This window comes from Streptomyces sp. NPDC059002 (assembly GCF_042740435.1).
GTDB lineage: Bacteria > Actinomycetota > Actinomycetes > Streptomycetales > Streptomycetaceae > Streptomyces.
Map to the genome: position 1 here is coordinate 72187 of NZ_JBHYJI010000002.1, position 16456 is coordinate 88642.

The following is a 16456-nucleotide window of genomic DNA, read 5'->3' on the forward strand; positions in this document are numbered from 1 at the left end:
CGGTTGCGCGGTGCGCGTCAGGCGGTGAGCGCCTCGACGCTCCGTGCCAGGGCTTCGATGGCCTGATCGATCTCGCTCTCGGTGATCGTCAGCGCGGGGCGGAACCGGAGGCCGCGTTCCCCGCACGGCAGGGCGATCACCAGGTGGTCCCGGTACATCCGGCCGAGCACGTCGTCACGGAGCCCCGGGTCCGGCAGGTCGACCGCGCACATCAGGCCGCGGCCGCGGGCGTTGCTCACGGTCTCGGGGTACTCGGCCTCCAGGGCCTCCAGGGCGTCGCGGAAGTACGCGCCGCGGCGTACGACGGTGTCGAAGAGTTCCGTGCGCTCGATCGTCTCCAGGATCCGGGTGGCCCGGACCATGTCGGTGAGGTTGCCGCCCCAGGTGGAGCTGATCCGGGAGGAGACGGTGAAGACGTTCTCCGGCACCTCGTCGATGCGGCCGCCGCCCATCACGCCGCACACCTGGGTCTTCTTGCCGAACGCCACGAGGTCGGGCCGCAGGCCCAGTTGCTGGTAGGCCCACGCGGTGCCGGTGATCCCGCAGCCGCTCTGCACCTCGTCGAGCACGAACAGCGCGTCGTGCTCGTGGCACAGACGCTCCATGGCCTGGAGGAACTCCGCGCTGAGGTGGTTGTCGCCGCCCTCGCCCTGGATCGGTTCGGCGACGAAGCAGGCGATCATGCCGTCGGCGGCCAGGAACATCTTCTCGGCGGCCTCGACGGCATGCCGCTCGGCCGCCTCGTTCGCGCCCGCGTACTGGGACAGCGGGTGCCGCAGCGCGGGCGAAGGGATGCGCGGCCAGCCGAACTTGGGGTAGCGGGCGGTCTTCGACGGCTCGGTGTTCGTCAGCGACATGGTGTAGCCGCTGCGGCCGTGGAACGACCGCTCCAGGTGCATGACGTGCAGCCCGTCGACGGCCTGCTCGTCGAGGCCCAGCTTCTGCGCCTTCCAGTCGAGCGCCGCCTTGAGCGCGTTCTCCACGGCGAGCGCCCCGCCGTCCACGAAGAACAGGTGGGGCAGCCGCGGGTCGCCGAGCACCCGGGCGAAGGTCTGCACGAACCTGGCGTACGGAACCGAATACAGGTCGGGGTTCGACGGCTTGTTCACCGCCGCGGCGGCAAGCTCCCGCATGAATTCGGGATCGTCGGCAATGCACGGCGGGTTAATGCCGAGCGGAGCCGAAGCGAAGAACGAAAAGAGGTCGAGATAGCGCTTGCCGGTGACGGCGTCGACAAGCCAGGTCCCGGAGCTCGCGGAAAAGTCGAGAACAAGATCGTAGCCGTCCACGAGCACGTGGGGCTCGAGCGCTCGATGCACGTCCCGGGGGTTCAGACGTGCCGTTTCCGAGGGGCCGAGGTCAGGACAACGTTCTTTTTCACCCATGTGCGAAAACTCCCGTAGGCAGGATGAATTGTCAGAACTTTTCTCGTGCCGGCTTGCCGGGGCGGTGAACTGGATATTCGGGACTCCCATATACTGCCTCGCACTGCTCTTGGGGTCCTCTTCCTGCTCTCTCGGACTCCTCTTCGCGTATCGAGTCGGGTATCCGTGACGAAAAGAGAATGTCGTCCGGGAATTTCTATCGGCTCCGGGCGCGGGCATGGGAAAGGGCCGGAGCGCACGGGAGACCGCGCTCCGGCCCCGGCCTGCCCCGCGGCCGGTCAGAAAGAACGATTCACCGCACGCCGGGGCTGACGCTCAGCGCCTGTTCGTCCTGGCGCAGGATGGCCTGCATCACCTTGGTCATCCGTCCCCCGGGGCTGATCCCGATCTGCTCGCGCAGGATGTCCTTGGCCCGGTGGAACACCTGGATCGCGTCGGCCTGCCGGCCCTCCGCGTAGTACGCCTTCATGAGGCTCACATAGAGGTCCTCGCGGAAGGGGTCGCGGTCGACGAGTTCGGACAGCTGCGCGATCGCGTCGCCGTAGTGGCCGAGGCCGACGTCGATCAGGGCGCGCAGTTCGACCGCCGCCGTCCGCTCCTCCTCCAGGGTCTCGCCCCGCAGCCGCAGCCGGTTCGACGTGACGTCGGCGAAGGCGGGCCCCTTCCACAGGGCCAGGGCCGCGTCGAGCCGGACGGCCGCCTCCTGGTGCTGCCGTCGCGCGTACAGGTCCCGGACGGCGCGCACCGCCTCGCGGAAGGCGAACAGGTCGATCGACGTCGGCGGCACCCGCAGTTCGTAGCCCCGGTCGTGCGAGCCGAGGGCCTCGCGCGGGAGCCCGGCCTCCACGAGCGCGGTGCGGATCATCCAGGCCGAGGTCTGCAGCTGTCCCGACACGGTCAGCGGGGGCTCGCCGTCCCACGAGTCCTCGATGATGGCTTCCTTGGAGATGACCTGCCCGGGGCGCAGCGCCAAGGAGGCGAGGAAGCGCCGCTGCCGCTGTCCCCTGATGGGGGTCGGCACGGTGTCTTTCACGAGCGTCACCGGGCCAAGGAGCCGGATCGTCACGTCTTTCCAGGTGTTCATGGCGGGTCCCCCCTGTGAAGGAACCACCCCCTCGCCCGAGAAGGGTGGACATGGCAGCCGAACCTGTGGAAGTGGATCTGTGAGTGTCAGCCGGCGAGGTTCTCCAGGAACTTCGCCGCGATGGGGCCCGCGTCGGACCCGCCGGATCCGCCGTCCTCGAGCAGGACGGACCAGGCGAGGTTCCGGTCCCCCTGGTAGCCGATCATCCAGGCGTGCGTGCGCGGAGGATTCTCGGTGCCGAACTCCGCCGTGCCCGTCTTGGCATGCGGTGCACCGGGAATTCCCTTGAGGGCCCGGCCCGCCCCGTCGGTGACGGTCGCGCGCATCATGCCGCGCAGCGCGTCGACGACGGCGGAGTCGAGGCGGGCGGGGGCCTCGTGCCGCTTCTTCACGGCATCCGGCACCAGGACGGGCTGCTTGAAGGCACCGTCCTTCACCGTGGCCGCGACCGAGGCCATGACGAGGGGCGACGCCTGCACTTCGGCCTGTCCGATGGTGCTCGCGGCCTTGGCGTTCTCGCTGTCGGTGACCGGGACGCCGCCGTCGTACGTGGTGACTCCGACGTCCCAGGTGCCGCCGATGCCGAACGCCTTCGCGGTGTCGTGCAGGGCGGAGTCGGAGAGCTTGTCCCGGGAGTTGACGAAGAAGGTGTTGCAGGAGTGCGCGAAGTTGTCCCGGAAGGTCGACCCCGCGGGCAGCGTGAACTGGTCCTGGTTCTCGAAGCGTTGGCCGTTGACGCGGGCGAACTTCGGGCACTGTCCCGGGTCCGTCGGCTTCATTCCCTGCTTGAGCAGGGCGGCGGCGGTGACGACCTTGAAGGTGGATCCTGGGGCGTAGCGGCCCTCCAGTGCGCGGTTCATGCCCGAGGGCATGTTCGCGGCCGCCAGGATGTGCCCGTTGGAGGGGTCGACGGCGACGATCGCCGCGTTCTTCTTCACCCCGGCAAGCGCCTCGGCGGCGGCCCCCTGCACCTCGGGGTCGATGGTGGTCCGCACCGGCTTGCCCTTCGGCACCTTGGTTCCGGTGAGCTTCTTCACCACGCGGCCGGACTGCCGGTCGACGACCACGACCGACTTCGACGGGCCCGGGCCGCCGGTGAGTTGCTTGTCGTACAGCGCCTGGAGACCCGACTTGCCCTTGCCGGTCTTCTCGTCGACCACACCGACGAGGGATGCGGACTGCAGCTCGCCGCGGTTCGCGTCGAGGATGGCCGCACGGTCCCGTGACTTGAGAGCGAGCGTCTGCCCCGGCACCATCGCCGGGTGGACCATTCCGGTATGGAATTCAACCTTCCATTTCCCCCCGCTCTCGACGACCTTGGCCTTCGAGTCCCACGTGTATTCACCCACACCGGGAAGATCCATCTTCACGGTGAGCGGAATTAAGACTTCCCCGTCCGTCTTCCTGCTGCCGTCACCGGAGTCGATCTCGGTCTTCGACGGCTTGAGGTTGGTCGTCACAGATTTGATCAATGACTCGGCGTTGTCCGGGGTGTCCGTAAGGCGTCCCGCCCGGCGGGCGTCACCCGCCTCCCAGGCCCCGATGAACTTCTCGAACTCCGCAGCCGCAGCCACCACTTGGGGATCATCCGAGTCGTCGTCGGCGATCAGGCTCGAGTACCCCCAATAGCCGATCCCCGCGGTCACGGCCAGCGCCGCGACGGTCAAGCCTATCGCCCGACCGGAGAAACGGGGCCTGCGGTACGGCGAGTAATCGCCATAGCTGCTGGAGTGCGTCATGGGGCCCAGGCTATGCGGGACTACTCCCTTGTCACTGCCCGTATGCGGCGTTCAGGACAGCCGGGGAGAAGGACATTTGCATGGCGAACAACCGCCACGGTTGCCCGAACTCACAGGTGAGGTGCCGTCACAGGAACCCCGTACCGGAGAAGAAAAGGGGCAAGGTCGACGCGAATCGGTCGGTCGACGCGCGACGATTGGCGTAGACCACTGAAGGAACTCCCGTCTGTGCGGGCCCCGTTGGCAACCGAAATGACTGAATCCCGTCGACCCGGTCGATCTCGACGTTTAATGGCCCTTCCCGCCGTCCGCCTCGGTGTCTGTTCCCCTCTTCGTCCCCTCTCCCCCCTCTCTCCGATACGTGCGGGAGAGGACGGCAAGAGCGCGCCGGGACAGGGTTGCCCTTCCACCCCTACTACCCCCCATGACCCCCGGACGCCGTCGATCCCCAGGAGGAAGCCGAATCGTGGAGAGCAGCGACTCACACGCTTCACCCCGTTACGCCCAGATCCCCACGTTCATGCGCCTGCCGCACGAACAGGATCCACGGGGCTACGACGTCGTGGTCATCGGCGCCCCCTACGACGGCGGGGCGAGCCACCGCCCCGGTGCCCGGTTCGGCCCACGGGCCATCCGCAACGAATCGGGCCTCATCCACGGCGTCGGCGTCGACCGCGGCCCCGGCACCTTCGACCTGATCAACTGCGTGGACGCGGGCGACATGGATCTGGCCCCGTACGACATGGGCATCGCGATCGAGACGGCACAGCAGCACCTGTCGTCGCTCCTCACGGTCAACGCCGCCTTCCTGATGCTCGGCGGCGACCACTCACTGACCGTGGCGGCCCTGCGTGCGGTGGCCGAGCAGCACGGTCCGGTCGCCGTGGTGCACCTGGACGCGCGCTCCGACACCGACCCGGTCGCGCACGGCGGCCGCTACCACCACGGCACCCCCTTCCGGCACGGCATCGAGGAGAAGCTCCTCGACCCCGCGGCGACCGTCCAGATCGGCATCCGCGGCCACACCCCGAGGCCGGACTCGCTCGACTACGCCCGCGGCCACGGCGTCCGCGTGGTGACCGCCGCCGAGTTCGAGGAGCTGGGGGTGCGCGGCACCGCCGACGTCATCCGCGCGCGGGTCGACCGCAGACCGCTGTACGTGTCCGTCGACATCGGCGTGGTCGACCCCGCCTTCGCGCCCGGTACCGGCATGCCGGCGCCGGGCGGCCTCAGTTCGCGCGAGGTCCTCGCCCTGCTGCGCTGCGTGGGCGACCTCAAACCGGTCGGCTTCGACGTGATGGAGGTGTCGCCGCTCTACGACCACGGCGGGATCACCTCGCTCCTCGCCACGGAGATCGGGGCGGAGCTGCTCCACCAGTACACGCGGGCCCATCTCGCCCCGGGCTGAGGGGAGTTGACCGGGGCGCGACGGTCCGGTATCTGCCCTTCGAGGGTGACCGATACCGATCTACGCAGGGGCCGGGGCGTCGCCTAGGCTCGACATCCGATCCGACCTTCCGCCCCGTTCTGCCATGTTTCCGCACCCGTTCCTGACCCCGGCCGAAGAGAACTGACGCGTGACCAACATTCCGGAGACGGGCCGTACCCGCAGGGTCCAGATCCGCCTCGTCGTCATCCAGATACTCGTCGTCTCGTTCCTGCTCACCCTCGGCGGACGCCTCTGGTACCTCCAGGTCCGCAACGGCGAGGAGTACGCCGAGAAGGCGTCGGGCAACCGTGTGCAGCGCGTGGTCGAGCCCGCCGTGCGCGGCTCCATCCTCGACGCGCGCGGTGCGCCGATCGCCGACAACGAGACCAAGCTGGTCGTCTCGGCGTCCCGTACGGACCTGATGAAGATGCCGGACGAGGGCAAGGCGGTCCTCGGCAAGCTCGCCGACGTGCTCGGCATGGACCGCGACGAGGTCGCCGACAAGGTCCGCCTGTGCGACTCCAAGACGCCGCAGCCCTGCTGGAACGGCTCGCCCTACCAGCCGATCCCCATCACCGACGAGGCCAGCACCAAGCAGGCCCTGCAGATCCACGAGCGCTCCGAGGACTTCCCCGGCATCACCGCGGAGCCCACCGCCGTCCGCCGCTACCCGAGTCCCGGCGGGGCCAACACCGGGCAGGTGCTCGGCTACCTCTCCCCGGTGACCGACGACGAGGTCCGGCGGGCCCAGGACACCGACTCGCCCTATCTCAGGGCCGACCACATCGGGCGCAGCGGTCTGGAGCGCGAGTACGACAAGCAGCTGCGCGGCAAGGCGGGCGTCACCAGTTACGAGGTGGACAAGCTCGGCCGGGTGCTCGGCAAGGCCGAGTCCGACAAGGCCGAGCCCGGCTCGCACCTGGTCACCAGCATCGACGCCCGCGTCCAGCGCGTCGCCGAGTACGAGCTGAACAAGGCGATGAAGGACGCCCGCAAGGTGTGGGACAAGAACACCAACGCGTACTACAAGGCCGACTCCGGTGCCGTCGTCGTCATGGAGAACAAGACCGGCCGCATCGTCTCCATGGCCTCCAACCCGACGTACGACCCGAACGCCTGGGTCGGCGGCATCGACGCCAAGGAGTACGACCGGCTCACCGGCAAGAAGTCGAACTACCCGCTCCTGAACCGCGCGATCCAGGGCCAGGCGGCGCCCGGCTCGATCTTCAAGGTCATCCCGACGACCGCCGCGGTCAACGCGGGCTACGACTTCAACGGCCGCTATCCGTGCCCCAGTTCGTACTCCATCGGCAACCAGACCTTCACCAACTTCGAGTCCAAGCCCTACGGCGCGATCTCCCTCGGCAAGGCGCTGGAAGTCTCCTGCGACACCGTCTTCTACAAGCTCAGCCACGACCAGTGGGCCAAGGACGGCGGCAACAAGCCGAAGAAGAACCCCAAGGACTGGTTCTACAAGACCGCCCACCAGTTCGGCCTCGGCAAGAAGACGGGCGTCGACCTGCCCAACGAGGTCACCGGACGCGTCCCGGACCGCCAGTGGAAGAAGGACTACTGGAAGGCCAACAAGGACACCTGGTGCAAGCAGGGCAAGCGGAACGGCACCTACACCGAGCGCATCGCCTACGAGAACTGCCACGAGGGAATGCAGCTGCGCGCCGGTGACTCGGTCAACTACTCGATCGGCCAGGGCGACACCCTCGTCACGCCGATCCAGATGGCCACGATCTACTCCGCCATCGCCAACGGCGGCACCCTCTACGACCCCACCGTCGGCAAGGCGATCATCAGCGCCGACGGCAAGAAGGTCGAGAAGATCAAGCCCAAGTCCCACGGCAAGCTGCCGATGTCGGGCAGGACCCGCGACCAGATAGACGAGGCACTCGCCGGCGTCGCCACCCGCGGCACGGCCGACTGGCGCTTCGGCGGCTGGCCGCACGACAAGATCCCGATGCACGCCAAGACGAGTACCGCCGAGGTGTACGGCAAGCAGACCACCTCGTGGTTCGCGACGTACACCAAGGAGTACTCGGTCGTGATGACGATCTCCCAGGGCGGTACGGGCTCCGGAGCCTCGGCCCCCGCCGTGCGCAAGATCTACAACGCGCTCTACGGCGTCTCCCCGGACGGCACCGTCGACAACAAGAAGGCGCTCCTCCCCGAACCGCAGAAGAACCTGCCCAAGATCGGCCCCGACGCACAGTTCGAGGCGCCGAAGACCGAGAAGTACAAGCCGCAGAAGCGGTAGTTGAGCACGGCAGTTGAGCACGGCAGTGGAACACCGCAGTCACGTACGGCAATCGAGCGTCGAAACCCTGCTTTCCCCGGCAACGGGCACCCGCACCGGATCCATGAGGTCCATCGCGCGGGTGAACCCCGGCCCTGCCTGCATGCGTGCCCCGATCTTCATCAGAGAGGATCGGGGCACACCCGGCCCACCCCAGACGTGGCGGCGTCGACGGCCGGGCCCAGGCAAGTGAAAGCAGGTACCACCGCATGTCCTTCGAGCAGTCGGGACCCTCCCGCCGTCTCTTCCTGTTAGCGGCCGCTGCCGTGCCCCTGGCCGGGTGCGGCGCCGCCGGATCGGCCTCCGGGACGCTCCCCGCACCGGACAGCCGCTCCGCGAGCCCCAAGTCCGGCCCGAGCCCCACCCCGTTGGACCCCTCGCGGCTCAAGGCCCTAGAGCGCAAGCACGACGCCCGGCTCGGCGTGTACGCCCTGGCCACCGGCACCGGCGCCACCCTCGCCCACCGCGCGGACGAACGCTTCGCGTTCTGCTCCACCTTCAAGGCACTCGCCGCGGCGGCGGTCCTCGACCACAACCCGCTCAGCCACCTGGACACGCACGTCACCTACACCAAGGCCCAGGTCAACTCGATCTCACCGGTGACCGAGGACAACATCGCGACCGGCATGACCATCCGGCAGCTGTGCGACGCCGCCGTGCGCTACAGCGACGGCACGGCCGGCAACCTCCTGATGCGCGACCTCGGCGGCCCGGCCGGGCTGACCGCCTACCTGCGCGAACTCGGCGACACGGCAAGCCGCATGGACCAGTACGAGCCCGAACTCAACAGGGCCCGCCCCGGCGACCCACGCGACACCACCACCCCCCGCGCCATCGCCGCCGACTACCGCAAACTCATCCTGGGCGACGCACTCCCCGCCGACAAACGCGCCCTCCTCAAGGACTGGCTCCAACGCAGCACCACCGGCGCCCAACGCATCCGCGCCGGAGTCCCCAAGGCCTGGACCGTCGCGGACAAAACAGGAACCGGCGTCTACGGCAGAGCCAACGACATCGGCGTCATCTGGCCCCCCGGCACGTCCCCCCTCGTCCTGGCCATCATGTCCGACCGCTCCGGCTACGGGGCCCGCCCGAGCGACACCTTGATCGCCGAGGCCACGAGGGCAGTCGTGACCGCTCTCACCTGAGGATTGCTGTCCCCTTCCTCGGCACGGGTGCTGTACTTCCCCCGGACGTCCCTGCTGCAACTTCAGGGACTTGAGTCTCCAGTAGGGGGAGACGCGACGGTGGGGGACATGAACGGCGACACACTCTTCTCGATCGGCGATCTGGCACGGCGGACCGGTCTCACGGTCAAGACCGTACGGTTCTACTCCGACGCGGGAATCGTGCCGCCGACCGACCGAAGCCCCGCCGGCTACCGGCTGTACGGCACCGCCGCCGTCGCCCGCCTCGACCTCGTGAGGACCCTGCGCGAACTGGGGCTCGACCTCCCCACGATCCGCAGGGTCGTCGACCGTGAGGTCCCGCTGCCCGAGGTCGCCGCGGCGCACGCCGAGGCGCTCGACGTGCAGATCCGCGTGCTGCGGCTGCGGCGCGCGGTGCTCACAGCGGTGGCCCGACGCGGCTCCACCCCCGAGGAGTTGGACCTCATGCACAGACTCGCCAAACTCTCCGAGGAAGAACGCCGACGTCTGATAGACGACTTCCTCGACACGGTCTTCGACGGACTGCGCACCCACCCCGCGTTCGCGGCGGTCGTGCGCTCGATGACTCCCCAGCTCCCCGACGAACCCGACGCGGAACAGGTCGCGGCATGGGTGGAGTTGGCCGAGCTCTTCCAGGACCGGGACTTTTGCGCCACGATCCGGGAGATGGCCTCGAACCTGGCCACCGACCGGACCCCCGAGGGCATGACCGCCCTGCCCCGGGTCCTCGCCGAGGCCGTCCGCGCCCAGATCTCCCCCGCGCTGGCCGCCGGCATCGCCCCGGCCTCCCCGCAGGCCGACCCGATCGTCGCGGCGCTCACCGGCCACTACGCCCTCGTCCTCGACCGCCCCGACGACACCGGGCTCCGCGAACTCCTGGCGGATCGCCTGCAGAGCATGGACGACCCCCGCAGGGACCGCTACCTGCGCCTGCTCGCGGTGATCAACGGCTGGCCCGCCCCGGAGAGTCTGGCGCCCGCACTCCACTGGTCCGTCCTGGCCCTGCGCGCCCGGCTGCCCCGGCAGGAGTCGGCGCGCGATGCCCACGGCGCCCGCTGAACCGACCGGGGCGCCACCGCGCCGACGGCTCGGCGGATACCGGGATCTGGTGGACGTGCCGGGGTTCGGACGGCTGGCCGTGGTGGGCATGGCATCGAAGCTGCCCGCGGGCATGACGGGGCTGGGTCTGCTGCTCCTGGTCGGTCGCGACCACTCGTACGGCGCCGCGGGCCTCGCCGTGAGCGGATCGGCCATCGGGCAGGGACTGACCGCGCCCCTGCGCGGGCGGCTCATCGACCGGCGCTCCCCGCGCCTCGTCCTGCTCGGCTGTCTGACCGGGTACCTCACGGCCGTCGCCGCCCTCGTGACGGCCGTGCGGGGGCACGGGCCCTTCGCCGTCGTCCTCGCGCTCTCCGCCGCCCTGGGGGCCACCGCGCCGCCCGTCGCCGTCATGATGCGCACGGTCTGGCACCGGGCCACGGGCACCCGGACCCTGGCCACGGCGATGGCGCTCGACTCCGCCATGACGGGGGCCGCGCTCATCTCCGGTCCACTGCTGGCCAGTTGGCTCAGCATGTCGGTGTCACCGGTGGCGCCGTTCGTCGCCGTCGCGCTGCTGACCGCCGGTGCCGTCGCGCTGCTCGTCGGCCTCCTCGGCGCGCCGTCCGTACCGTCGTGCCCGGCGAGGACCCGGCACCGGCTCGGCCCTCCGGCCTCGGCGCCCCTGCGGCGCCTGCTGGCCGCGGACGCCTTGTTCGTCGCCGCGGTGACCGGCATCGACGTGATTCTGCCGCGCTACGCGCAGGAGTACGACGCGGCCGCGTACACGGGGCTGTATCTGGGCGCCCTGTCGATCGGCAGCGTCCTGGGCGGCCTCGCCCTGGGTGCGCTGCCCGCGCTGCCGCCCGGCGGGTCCAGGCTCCCCGTTCTGCTCGGGGTGTTCGCGGCGGGCGCCGGTGCGCTGGCCGTGGCCGCCCGGTGCTCCCCGACGGTCGTGCTGCTGGTCTGCCCGCTCGCCGGACTCGTGATCGGCTCCGCCTTCGCCGCTCTGCGGACCATCGGGGGCGATCTCGCGCCGCGGGGACGCGTGACCGAGACCATGTCGTGGCTCAGCAGTCTCGACATGGCCGGAGGTGCGGTGGGGGCCGCGGTGTTCGCGTACGTCGCGGCCGCCGAGGGCAGCAGGACCGCGTTTCTGCTCGTGCCGGCCGTGGTCGTCGCCGCCGCGCTCCTCGGCCGCCGCATCCGGGTCGGGGCCGCGTCGCCCCGCCCCTAACCCGTCACACGCCCCTCGGCATGCTCCGTGAGCTGCTGGTTGACCTCGCGGGTCTGTTCGGCCAGTTCGCGGGCCCTTGTCTCGGCGCGGTCCGCGCGGGCGTTGATGCGGGCGATGTCGTCCTCGATGACCTTGAGGGCCACCTCGGCGGCGGCGCCCGCCTCGTCGGCGTTCATGTCGTCGGGGAGGTCCGCGAGGGCGCTCTGCACCGCCGGGATGCCGCCGCGTTCATGAATCTCTTTCCAGAACTCGTAGTCCATCCCGCCATCCTGGCGGATGGAGAGCCGTCAGCGCGAAGCCGGGTCGGGGGTGCCCGTCCGGGTCGGGGTGCTGAAGTCGAGTACGTCCTCGGCGGTCTGCTTGGTCTCCTCGGCCGCGCGGCGGGCCGTGGCGAGCACGTCGCCGTGTTCCTGGACGAGGGTGTGGTAGATCGGCGCCTGGGTGGCGTCATTGGCCGGCATGACCAGCGGCTCCTTGTTCGGGGACGGGGTGTTTCGGGTCGGCCGCAGTCGGCCGATCCGCGACCTTACGCGAATCCCCGGCGTCCGCCGTACCCGCCCCCGATCATGGGGCCACGGCCGTGTGACGTCTGTGAATGACGTCACACGGCCGGATACTAGGCGCAATATGTGTCCTGGTCGGGACGTTCCCCGGTCGCCAGATAGCGGGAGACGGTGCGGTCGCCGCACTCGTTTCCGTTGACGAGGTAGGCGTCGTGGCCCGTGGAGTTGACGGTCACCATGACGGCCCTGCCGCCCAGCGCCGCACGCATCTTGAGGGCACCGGCCAGCGGGGTGGCGGGGTCGCGCTCGTTCTGGACGAGCAGGATGTTGGAGGGGCCTTCGTCGGTGATGCGCACGGGGGTCTCCCTGGGCGCGTACGGCCAGGCCGCGCAGAGCATCGCGTTGCGCGGCATACCCGCCATGAGCGGGTTCTTGGCGCGGCTCTCGGCCACCCCCTTCTCGTACGCGGCAGCCGTCCTGGGCCATGCGACGTCGTTGCAGAGCGTCGCGGAGCCGACGGCCACGGAGTTCTGCACCAGCTCCTCCGGCGGGGCGGGCGGCGCGGGCGGCACCTTGCCGTCCTTGGCGGCGCCGATCAGCCGCACCAGTTGGGGGAAGTCGTCGGGCTCGTACATCGCGGTGAGTACGTTCTGGCGCAGGACGTCGCCGTTCAGCTCGGCCGGATTCGCCCCGGGCCACGGGATCGGCTCGCGGTCGAGGCGTGCGGCGAGGCTCAGGACGAGGGCGTGCACCTGCTCCGGCGTCTCGGCGAGGCGGCCCGAAGTGCCGGGATCCGACGCGTACTTGGCGAACTCGGGGAACGTGTCCGCGACGCCCTGCTCGTGCGCGGCGATCCAGCCACGGCCGACCCGCTTCGGGTCGGGGTTGTCGATGCTGTCCAGGACGACGCGGTCGGTGCGGTGCGGGTAGAGCTGGCTGTAGACGGCGGTGACATACGTCCCGTACGAGCTCGCCCAGGCGGAGAGCTTCCGCTCGCCGAGGGCCGCCCGGACGCGGTCGAGGTCGCGGGCGTTGTTCACGGAGGAGATGTGGCGCATCAGCTCGCCGCCGTTGCGGCCGCAGGCGTCGGCCATGCGGCGGGCGTCCGCCATGTTCCCGGTGATCGATCCGTCGGGGGCGGGCCACGGCCGCTGCTTCGACGTGCCGAGGTCGGCGATGTCGAAGCCGCAGTCGACGGGGGCGGAGCGGCCCATGCCGCGCGGGTCGATGCCGATCAGGTCGTGGCTGTCGCGGACATCCTGGGGCAGCGCCTGGCCCTTGCCCGACGGGTTGTCGAGGCCCGCTCCACCGGGGCCGCCGGGGACCAGGACGAGGACTCCCCTGCGCGCGGAGGGCTTCTCGGCGGGGATCCGCGAGATCGCGATGCCGATCTTCTTGCCGCCGGGGTCGGCGTAGTCCATGGGGACCTCGACGGTGGCGCACTCCTGTCGTGCGTCGATGCCTCTCCCCTCGCAGGGCGCCCACTTGAGGGCCGCTCCCCCGGCGGCGCCCGACGGTGCGGCCGTCGCGGTGAGAGGGGAGGTGAGGGTCGCGGTGAGGCCGAGCGCGGCGGCGGAGGCGGCGAGCAGCGCGGCGTTGCGCTTGGTCTTGGGCTTGGTCTTGGGCTTGGTCTTGACCTCGGGCTTGGTCGCCGTCGTACTCGTACTCGTGGTCGTGGGCTTCGTCATGCGGTAGAGCCTCGTCGATCGCTTCGGCCGTCACATCCTCCCAACTGGCAACAGCGGATGGGGGTTTACCCTGATCCAGCACCTAGGGGCAGGCGCTCGCACGGCGCTCCTCCACGGCGCCCGCGCACCCCGCCGATGTATGCTCGGCCGCCATGATCATCTGGCTCAACGGAACCTTCGGCGCGGGCAAGACGACCACCGCACACGAACTGACCGCGCTCCTGCCGGAGTCGCGGATCTTCGACACCGAACACGTCGGGTTCATGCTGCGGCACGTGCGTGATCTCGTGGACGGCGACTTCCAGCACGCGAAGCCGTGGCGGGGCCTGGTCGTGGCGACCGCGTCCCAGCTGCTCGACCATTTCGGCGGCAGCCTCGTCGTCCCGCAGACGGTGCTGGTGCGCCCGTACTGGCAAGAGATCCACGAAGGGCTCACGGCCGCGGGCATCCCGGTGCACCACTTCGTCCTGCACACCGACCGCGCCACCCTCGCGCACCGCATCGACACCGACACGAAGCCCGACACCATCCCCGCACGGCAGTGGCGTCACGACCACCTCACCCCGTACGAGGAGGCCCTGCCCTGGCTCCGCGAGGAGGCCGAGGTCATCGACACGACGGACGTCACGGCCGACCACGTGGCACGGCGCATCGCCGCCACGGTCGCGCCCGCGGGGCACCCGGTCACGGACTGATGCCGGACCCCGGACCGCTCCTCGCGCGCCTCCCCGCCGCCTTCTGAGAGGTGCCGTACGTCGGCGTCCCGCTTCCCCGGTTCCGCCGCCGTGGCCGAGCGGCCCGGTCCGGCGCCGAGCCCGCGATAATCACTCGCCCGCCGATCCCGCGGCTGCTACGTTCACCGGCATGGAGAAGCGCGCTGCGATGACGACGACGCCGGAGAGTGTCCCGGCGCGCTGACCGATGTTCGAGTCCGAAGCCCCGGGGCGAGTGCCCCGGGGCTTCGCCGTGGTCACTCGTCCGATGTCCACGAGGAGACCGCCATGCACGACCACCGCAGACTCGGCCGCGAGCTCGACCTGTTCGGCACCGATCCGCTGATCGGCGCGGGCCTGCCGTACTGGCTGCCGGACGGCGCCGCCGTACGCCACGCCCTTGAGGAGTACATCCGTGCCGCCGAGCGGCGCGCGGGCTACCGGCACGTGTATTCGCCGGTGCTCGGCAAGCGGGAGCTGTACGAGATCTCCGGGCACTGGTCGCACTACAGCGACGACATGTTCCCGCCGATGGACATGGGCGGCGAGGAGGTCGTCCTGCGGCCGAGCCTGTGTCCGCACCATGCGCTGATCTTCCGTTCCCGCGCCCGCAGTTACCGTGAGCTGCCGCTGCGCATGGCCGAGCTCGGCGGCATGTACCGCGCCGAACTCTCGGGCGTGATCGGCGGGTTGAACCGTGTCCGGGCCATCCAGCTGAACGACGCGCACATCTTCTGCACCCTGGACCAGGTCGCCGACGAGGCGCACGCCGCCCTGGAGATGATCCGCCGCGCGTACGAGGCGCTCGGCATCCGCGCGGCCCGCTTCCGGCTCTCGCTGCCCGCGCCGGGCGGCAAGTACGTCGCGGCGCCCGAGTACTGGCGGCGGTCCACCGCCCTGCTCACCGACGTGCTCGACCGGTCGGGGCTGCCCTACGAGGCGGTCGAGGGGGAGGCCGCGTTCTACGGCCCCAAGATCGACGTCCAGGTCGCCGACGCGGCGGGGCGGGAGTCCACCCTCTCCACCGTGCAGGTCGACTTCCACCAGCCCGAGCGGTTCGGCCTGCGCTACATCGGCGCCGACGGCGCGAAGCACCGCCCTGTGATGGTGCACCGCAGCATCATCGGGAGCGTGGAGCGGGCGGTCGCCCACCTCATCGAGGAGCACGGCGGCGCGTTCCCCGCCTGGCTCGCCCCGACCCAGGTGGTGGTCCTGCCGATCTCCGACGCCGAACTGCCCGGCGCACAGGAGTTCGTGCGGCGGTGCGTCGAGCACGGGCTGCGCGCCGAGCTCGCTGGCCCCGAGCACGGGAGTCTCGGGGCCCGGATCCGGTCGGCCCGTCTTGTGCCGTATCAGGCGGTGATCGGCGCCAAGGAGGCCGTCGACGACCGCGTCGCCCTGCGGCTGCGCGACGGGCGCCGCATCGACGCCCTGCCCGCCGCCGAGGTCGTCGCCCGGATCGACGCGCTCGTCTCGGCGCACGGGACCGGGCTGTGGGACGGGGACGCCCCGGCACGGTAGGGGCGGGGGCTCAGACGGCCTTGATGACGAGGGTGGCCCCCATGACCGCCATCGTCACGGCGATCACGATGTCCAGCGCCCGCCACGAAGCGGGGCGGGCGAAGAAGCCGCTGAGCAGCCGGGCGCCGTAGCCGAGCGCGGTGAACCAGCAGAGGCTGCCGAGCATCGCGCCGGCCCCGAAGGCCCAGCGCAGCGTGTCGTGACCGGCGGCGACGGAGCCGAGCAGCAGGACGGTGTCGAGGTAGACGTGCGGGTTGAGCCAGGTCATGGCGAGGCATGCGAGGAGCGCGCCGCGCCGTGAGCCCGCCGTCGCGCCGGTCGCGGTCATCGTCGAGGGGCGCAGGGCCCGGCGACCGGCCAGTACGGCGTACGACAGCAGGAATCCGCCGCCTATCAGTCCGACGAGGGTCAGCGCCGGGGGCCAGGCCGTCACGACGGTGCCGACCCCGGCGACGCCCGCCGCGATGAGTACGGCGTCGGACGCCGCGCAGATGGCCACCACGGGGAGCACGGCCTCGCGTCGGATGCCCTGGCGCAGGACGAGGGCGTTCTGCGAGCCGATGGCGACGATGAGCGAGAGTCCGGTGCCGAATCCGGCTGCTGCGGCGGTCAGTGCTGTTCCCATGGGCACCGACGTTAAGGATC

Annotated in this window: 13 protein-coding genes and 1 pseudogene; 7 read left to right on the forward strand and 7 right to left on the reverse strand. The window is 70.4% G+C overall.

What is annotated here, in order from left to right:
- Window positions 1-17: 17 nt before the first annotated feature.
- The 3 genes from lat to ACFWZ2_RS02275 form a co-directional block, all read right to left on the reverse strand.
- Entirely contained in the window at window positions 18-1385 is a 1368-nt protein-coding gene (gene lat, locus ACFWZ2_RS02265; protein WP_384540528.1) for an L-lysine 6-transaminase, read from the reverse strand.
- Between the two features lie 292 nt (window positions 1386-1677).
- Window positions 1678-2469, reverse strand: coding sequence for a BTAD domain-containing putative transcriptional regulator (locus ACFWZ2_RS02270; protein WP_384540531.1), 792 nt, complete (start codon window positions 2467-2469; stop codon window positions 1678-1680).
- Between the two features lie 86 nt (window positions 2470-2555).
- Entirely contained in the window at window positions 2556-4208 is a 1653-nt protein-coding gene (locus ACFWZ2_RS02275) for a penicillin-binding transpeptidase domain-containing protein (protein WP_384540534.1), read from the reverse strand.
- Between the two features lie 466 nt (window positions 4209-4674).
- Here ACFWZ2_RS02275 and speB point away from each other — a divergent pair, with 466 nt between their 5' ends.
- The 5 genes from speB (at window position 4675) to ACFWZ2_RS02300 (ending at window position 11386) form a co-directional block, all read left to right on the forward strand.
- Window positions 4675-5616, forward strand: a complete 942-nt coding sequence (gene speB, locus ACFWZ2_RS02280; RefSeq protein WP_384540537.1) for an agmatinase — start codon at window positions 4675-4677, stop codon at window positions 5614-5616.
- 169 nt (window positions 5617-5785) lie between these two features.
- Entirely contained in the window at window positions 5786-7903 is a 2118-nt protein-coding gene (gene mrdA, locus ACFWZ2_RS02285) for a penicillin-binding protein 2 (RefSeq protein ID WP_384540540.1), read from the forward strand.
- Between the two features lie 248 nt (window positions 7904-8151).
- Complete coding sequence (bla, locus tag ACFWZ2_RS02290; protein ID WP_384540542.1) at window positions 8152-9090, forward strand: class A beta-lactamase; 939 nt, start codon at window positions 8152-8154, stop codon at window positions 9088-9090.
- A gap of 108 nt (window positions 9091-9198) precedes the next feature.
- Window positions 9199-10170, forward strand: a complete 972-nt coding sequence (locus ACFWZ2_RS02295) for a MerR family transcriptional regulator (protein ID WP_384540545.1) — start codon at window positions 9199-9201, stop codon at window positions 10168-10170.
- Window positions 10151-11386, forward strand: coding sequence for an MFS transporter (locus ACFWZ2_RS02300; protein ID WP_384540548.1), 1236 nt, complete (start codon window positions 10151-10153; stop codon window positions 11384-11386). Before ACFWZ2_RS02295 ends, ACFWZ2_RS02300 begins: the two co-directional genes overlap by 20 nt.
- Here the strand turns inward: ACFWZ2_RS02300 and ACFWZ2_RS02305 are convergent.
- The 3 genes from ACFWZ2_RS02305 to ACFWZ2_RS02315 all read right to left on the reverse strand — a co-directional run bounded on the left by ACFWZ2_RS02305 (window position 11383) and on the right by ACFWZ2_RS02315 (window position 13577).
- Complete coding sequence (locus tag ACFWZ2_RS02305) at window positions 11383-11646, reverse strand: hypothetical protein (RefSeq protein WP_384540551.1); 264 nt, start codon at window positions 11644-11646, stop codon at window positions 11383-11385. The two genes, ACFWZ2_RS02300 and ACFWZ2_RS02305, sit on opposite strands and share 4 nt — an antisense overlap.
- Before the next feature lie 27 nt (window positions 11647-11673).
- Window positions 11674-11847: a hypothetical protein gene (locus ACFWZ2_RS02310; RefSeq protein ID WP_384540554.1), complete on the reverse strand. Its 174-nt coding sequence runs from the start codon at window positions 11845-11847 to the stop codon at window positions 11674-11676.
- A 155-nt stretch (window positions 11848-12002) separates the two neighbouring features.
- Window positions 12003-13577 (reverse strand): alpha/beta hydrolase, encoded by a 1575-nt coding sequence (locus ACFWZ2_RS02315; RefSeq protein WP_384540557.1) that lies wholly within the window; start codon window positions 13575-13577, stop codon window positions 12003-12005.
- Between the two features lie 152 nt (window positions 13578-13729).
- Between ACFWZ2_RS02315 and ACFWZ2_RS02320 the strand changes: the two genes are divergently transcribed.
- Complete coding sequence (locus ACFWZ2_RS02320; RefSeq protein WP_384540560.1) at window positions 13730-14272, forward strand: AAA family ATPase; 543 nt, start codon at window positions 13730-13732, stop codon at window positions 14270-14272.
- Between the two features lie 300 nt (window positions 14273-14572).
- Window positions 14573-15811, forward strand: a pseudogene (thrS, locus tag ACFWZ2_RS02325) (threonine--tRNA ligase); the annotation flags it as partial.
- Between the two features lie 10 nt (window positions 15812-15821).
- On the opposite strand, the gene ACFWZ2_RS02330 reads toward thrS, so the two are convergent.
- Complete coding sequence (locus ACFWZ2_RS02330; RefSeq protein ID WP_384540563.1) at window positions 15822-16436, reverse strand: LysE/ArgO family amino acid transporter; 615 nt, start codon at window positions 16434-16436, stop codon at window positions 15822-15824.
- Between the last annotated feature and the right edge of the window lie 20 nt (window positions 16437-16456).

What these genes read in the sequence shown, in the direction of transcription:
- bla (WP_384540542.1), top strand. Translation starts at nt 8,152, where the DNA reads ATGTCCTTCGAGCAGTCGGGACCCTCCCGCCGTCTCTTCCTGTTAGCG.
- ACFWZ2_RS02305 (WP_384540551.1), bottom strand. Translation starts at nt 11,646, where the DNA reads ATGGACTACGAGTTCTGGAAAGAGATTCATGAACGCGGCGGCATCCCG.
- ACFWZ2_RS02315 (WP_384540557.1), bottom strand. Translation starts at nt 13,577, where the DNA reads ATGACGAAGCCCACGACCACGAGTACGAGTACGACGGCGACCAAGCCC.
- ACFWZ2_RS02270 (WP_384540531.1), bottom strand. Translation starts at nt 2,469, where the DNA reads ATGAACACCTGGAAAGACGTGACGATCCGGCTCCTTGGCCCGGTGACG.
- ACFWZ2_RS02330 (WP_384540563.1), bottom strand. Translation starts at nt 16,436, where the DNA reads ATGGGAACAGCACTGACCGCCGCAGCAGCCGGATTCGGCACCGGACTC.
- ACFWZ2_RS02320 (WP_384540560.1), top strand. Translation starts at nt 13,730, where the DNA reads ATGATCATCTGGCTCAACGGAACCTTCGGCGCGGGCAAGACGACCACC.
- ACFWZ2_RS02295 (WP_384540545.1), top strand. Translation starts at nt 9,199, where the DNA reads ATGAACGGCGACACACTCTTCTCGATCGGCGATCTGGCACGGCGGACC.
- ACFWZ2_RS02300 (WP_384540548.1), top strand. Translation starts at nt 10,151, where the DNA reads ATGCCCACGGCGCCCGCTGAACCGACCGGGGCGCCACCGCGCCGACGG.
- lat (WP_384540528.1), bottom strand. Translation starts at nt 1,385, where the DNA reads ATGGGTGAAAAAGAACGTTGTCCTGACCTCGGCCCCTCGGAAACGGCA.
- ACFWZ2_RS02310 (WP_384540554.1), bottom strand. Translation starts at nt 11,847, where the DNA reads ATGCCGGCCAATGACGCCACCCAGGCGCCGATCTACCACACCCTCGTC.
- ACFWZ2_RS02275 (WP_384540534.1), bottom strand. Translation starts at nt 4,208, where the DNA reads ATGACGCACTCCAGCAGCTATGGCGATTACTCGCCGTACCGCAGGCCC.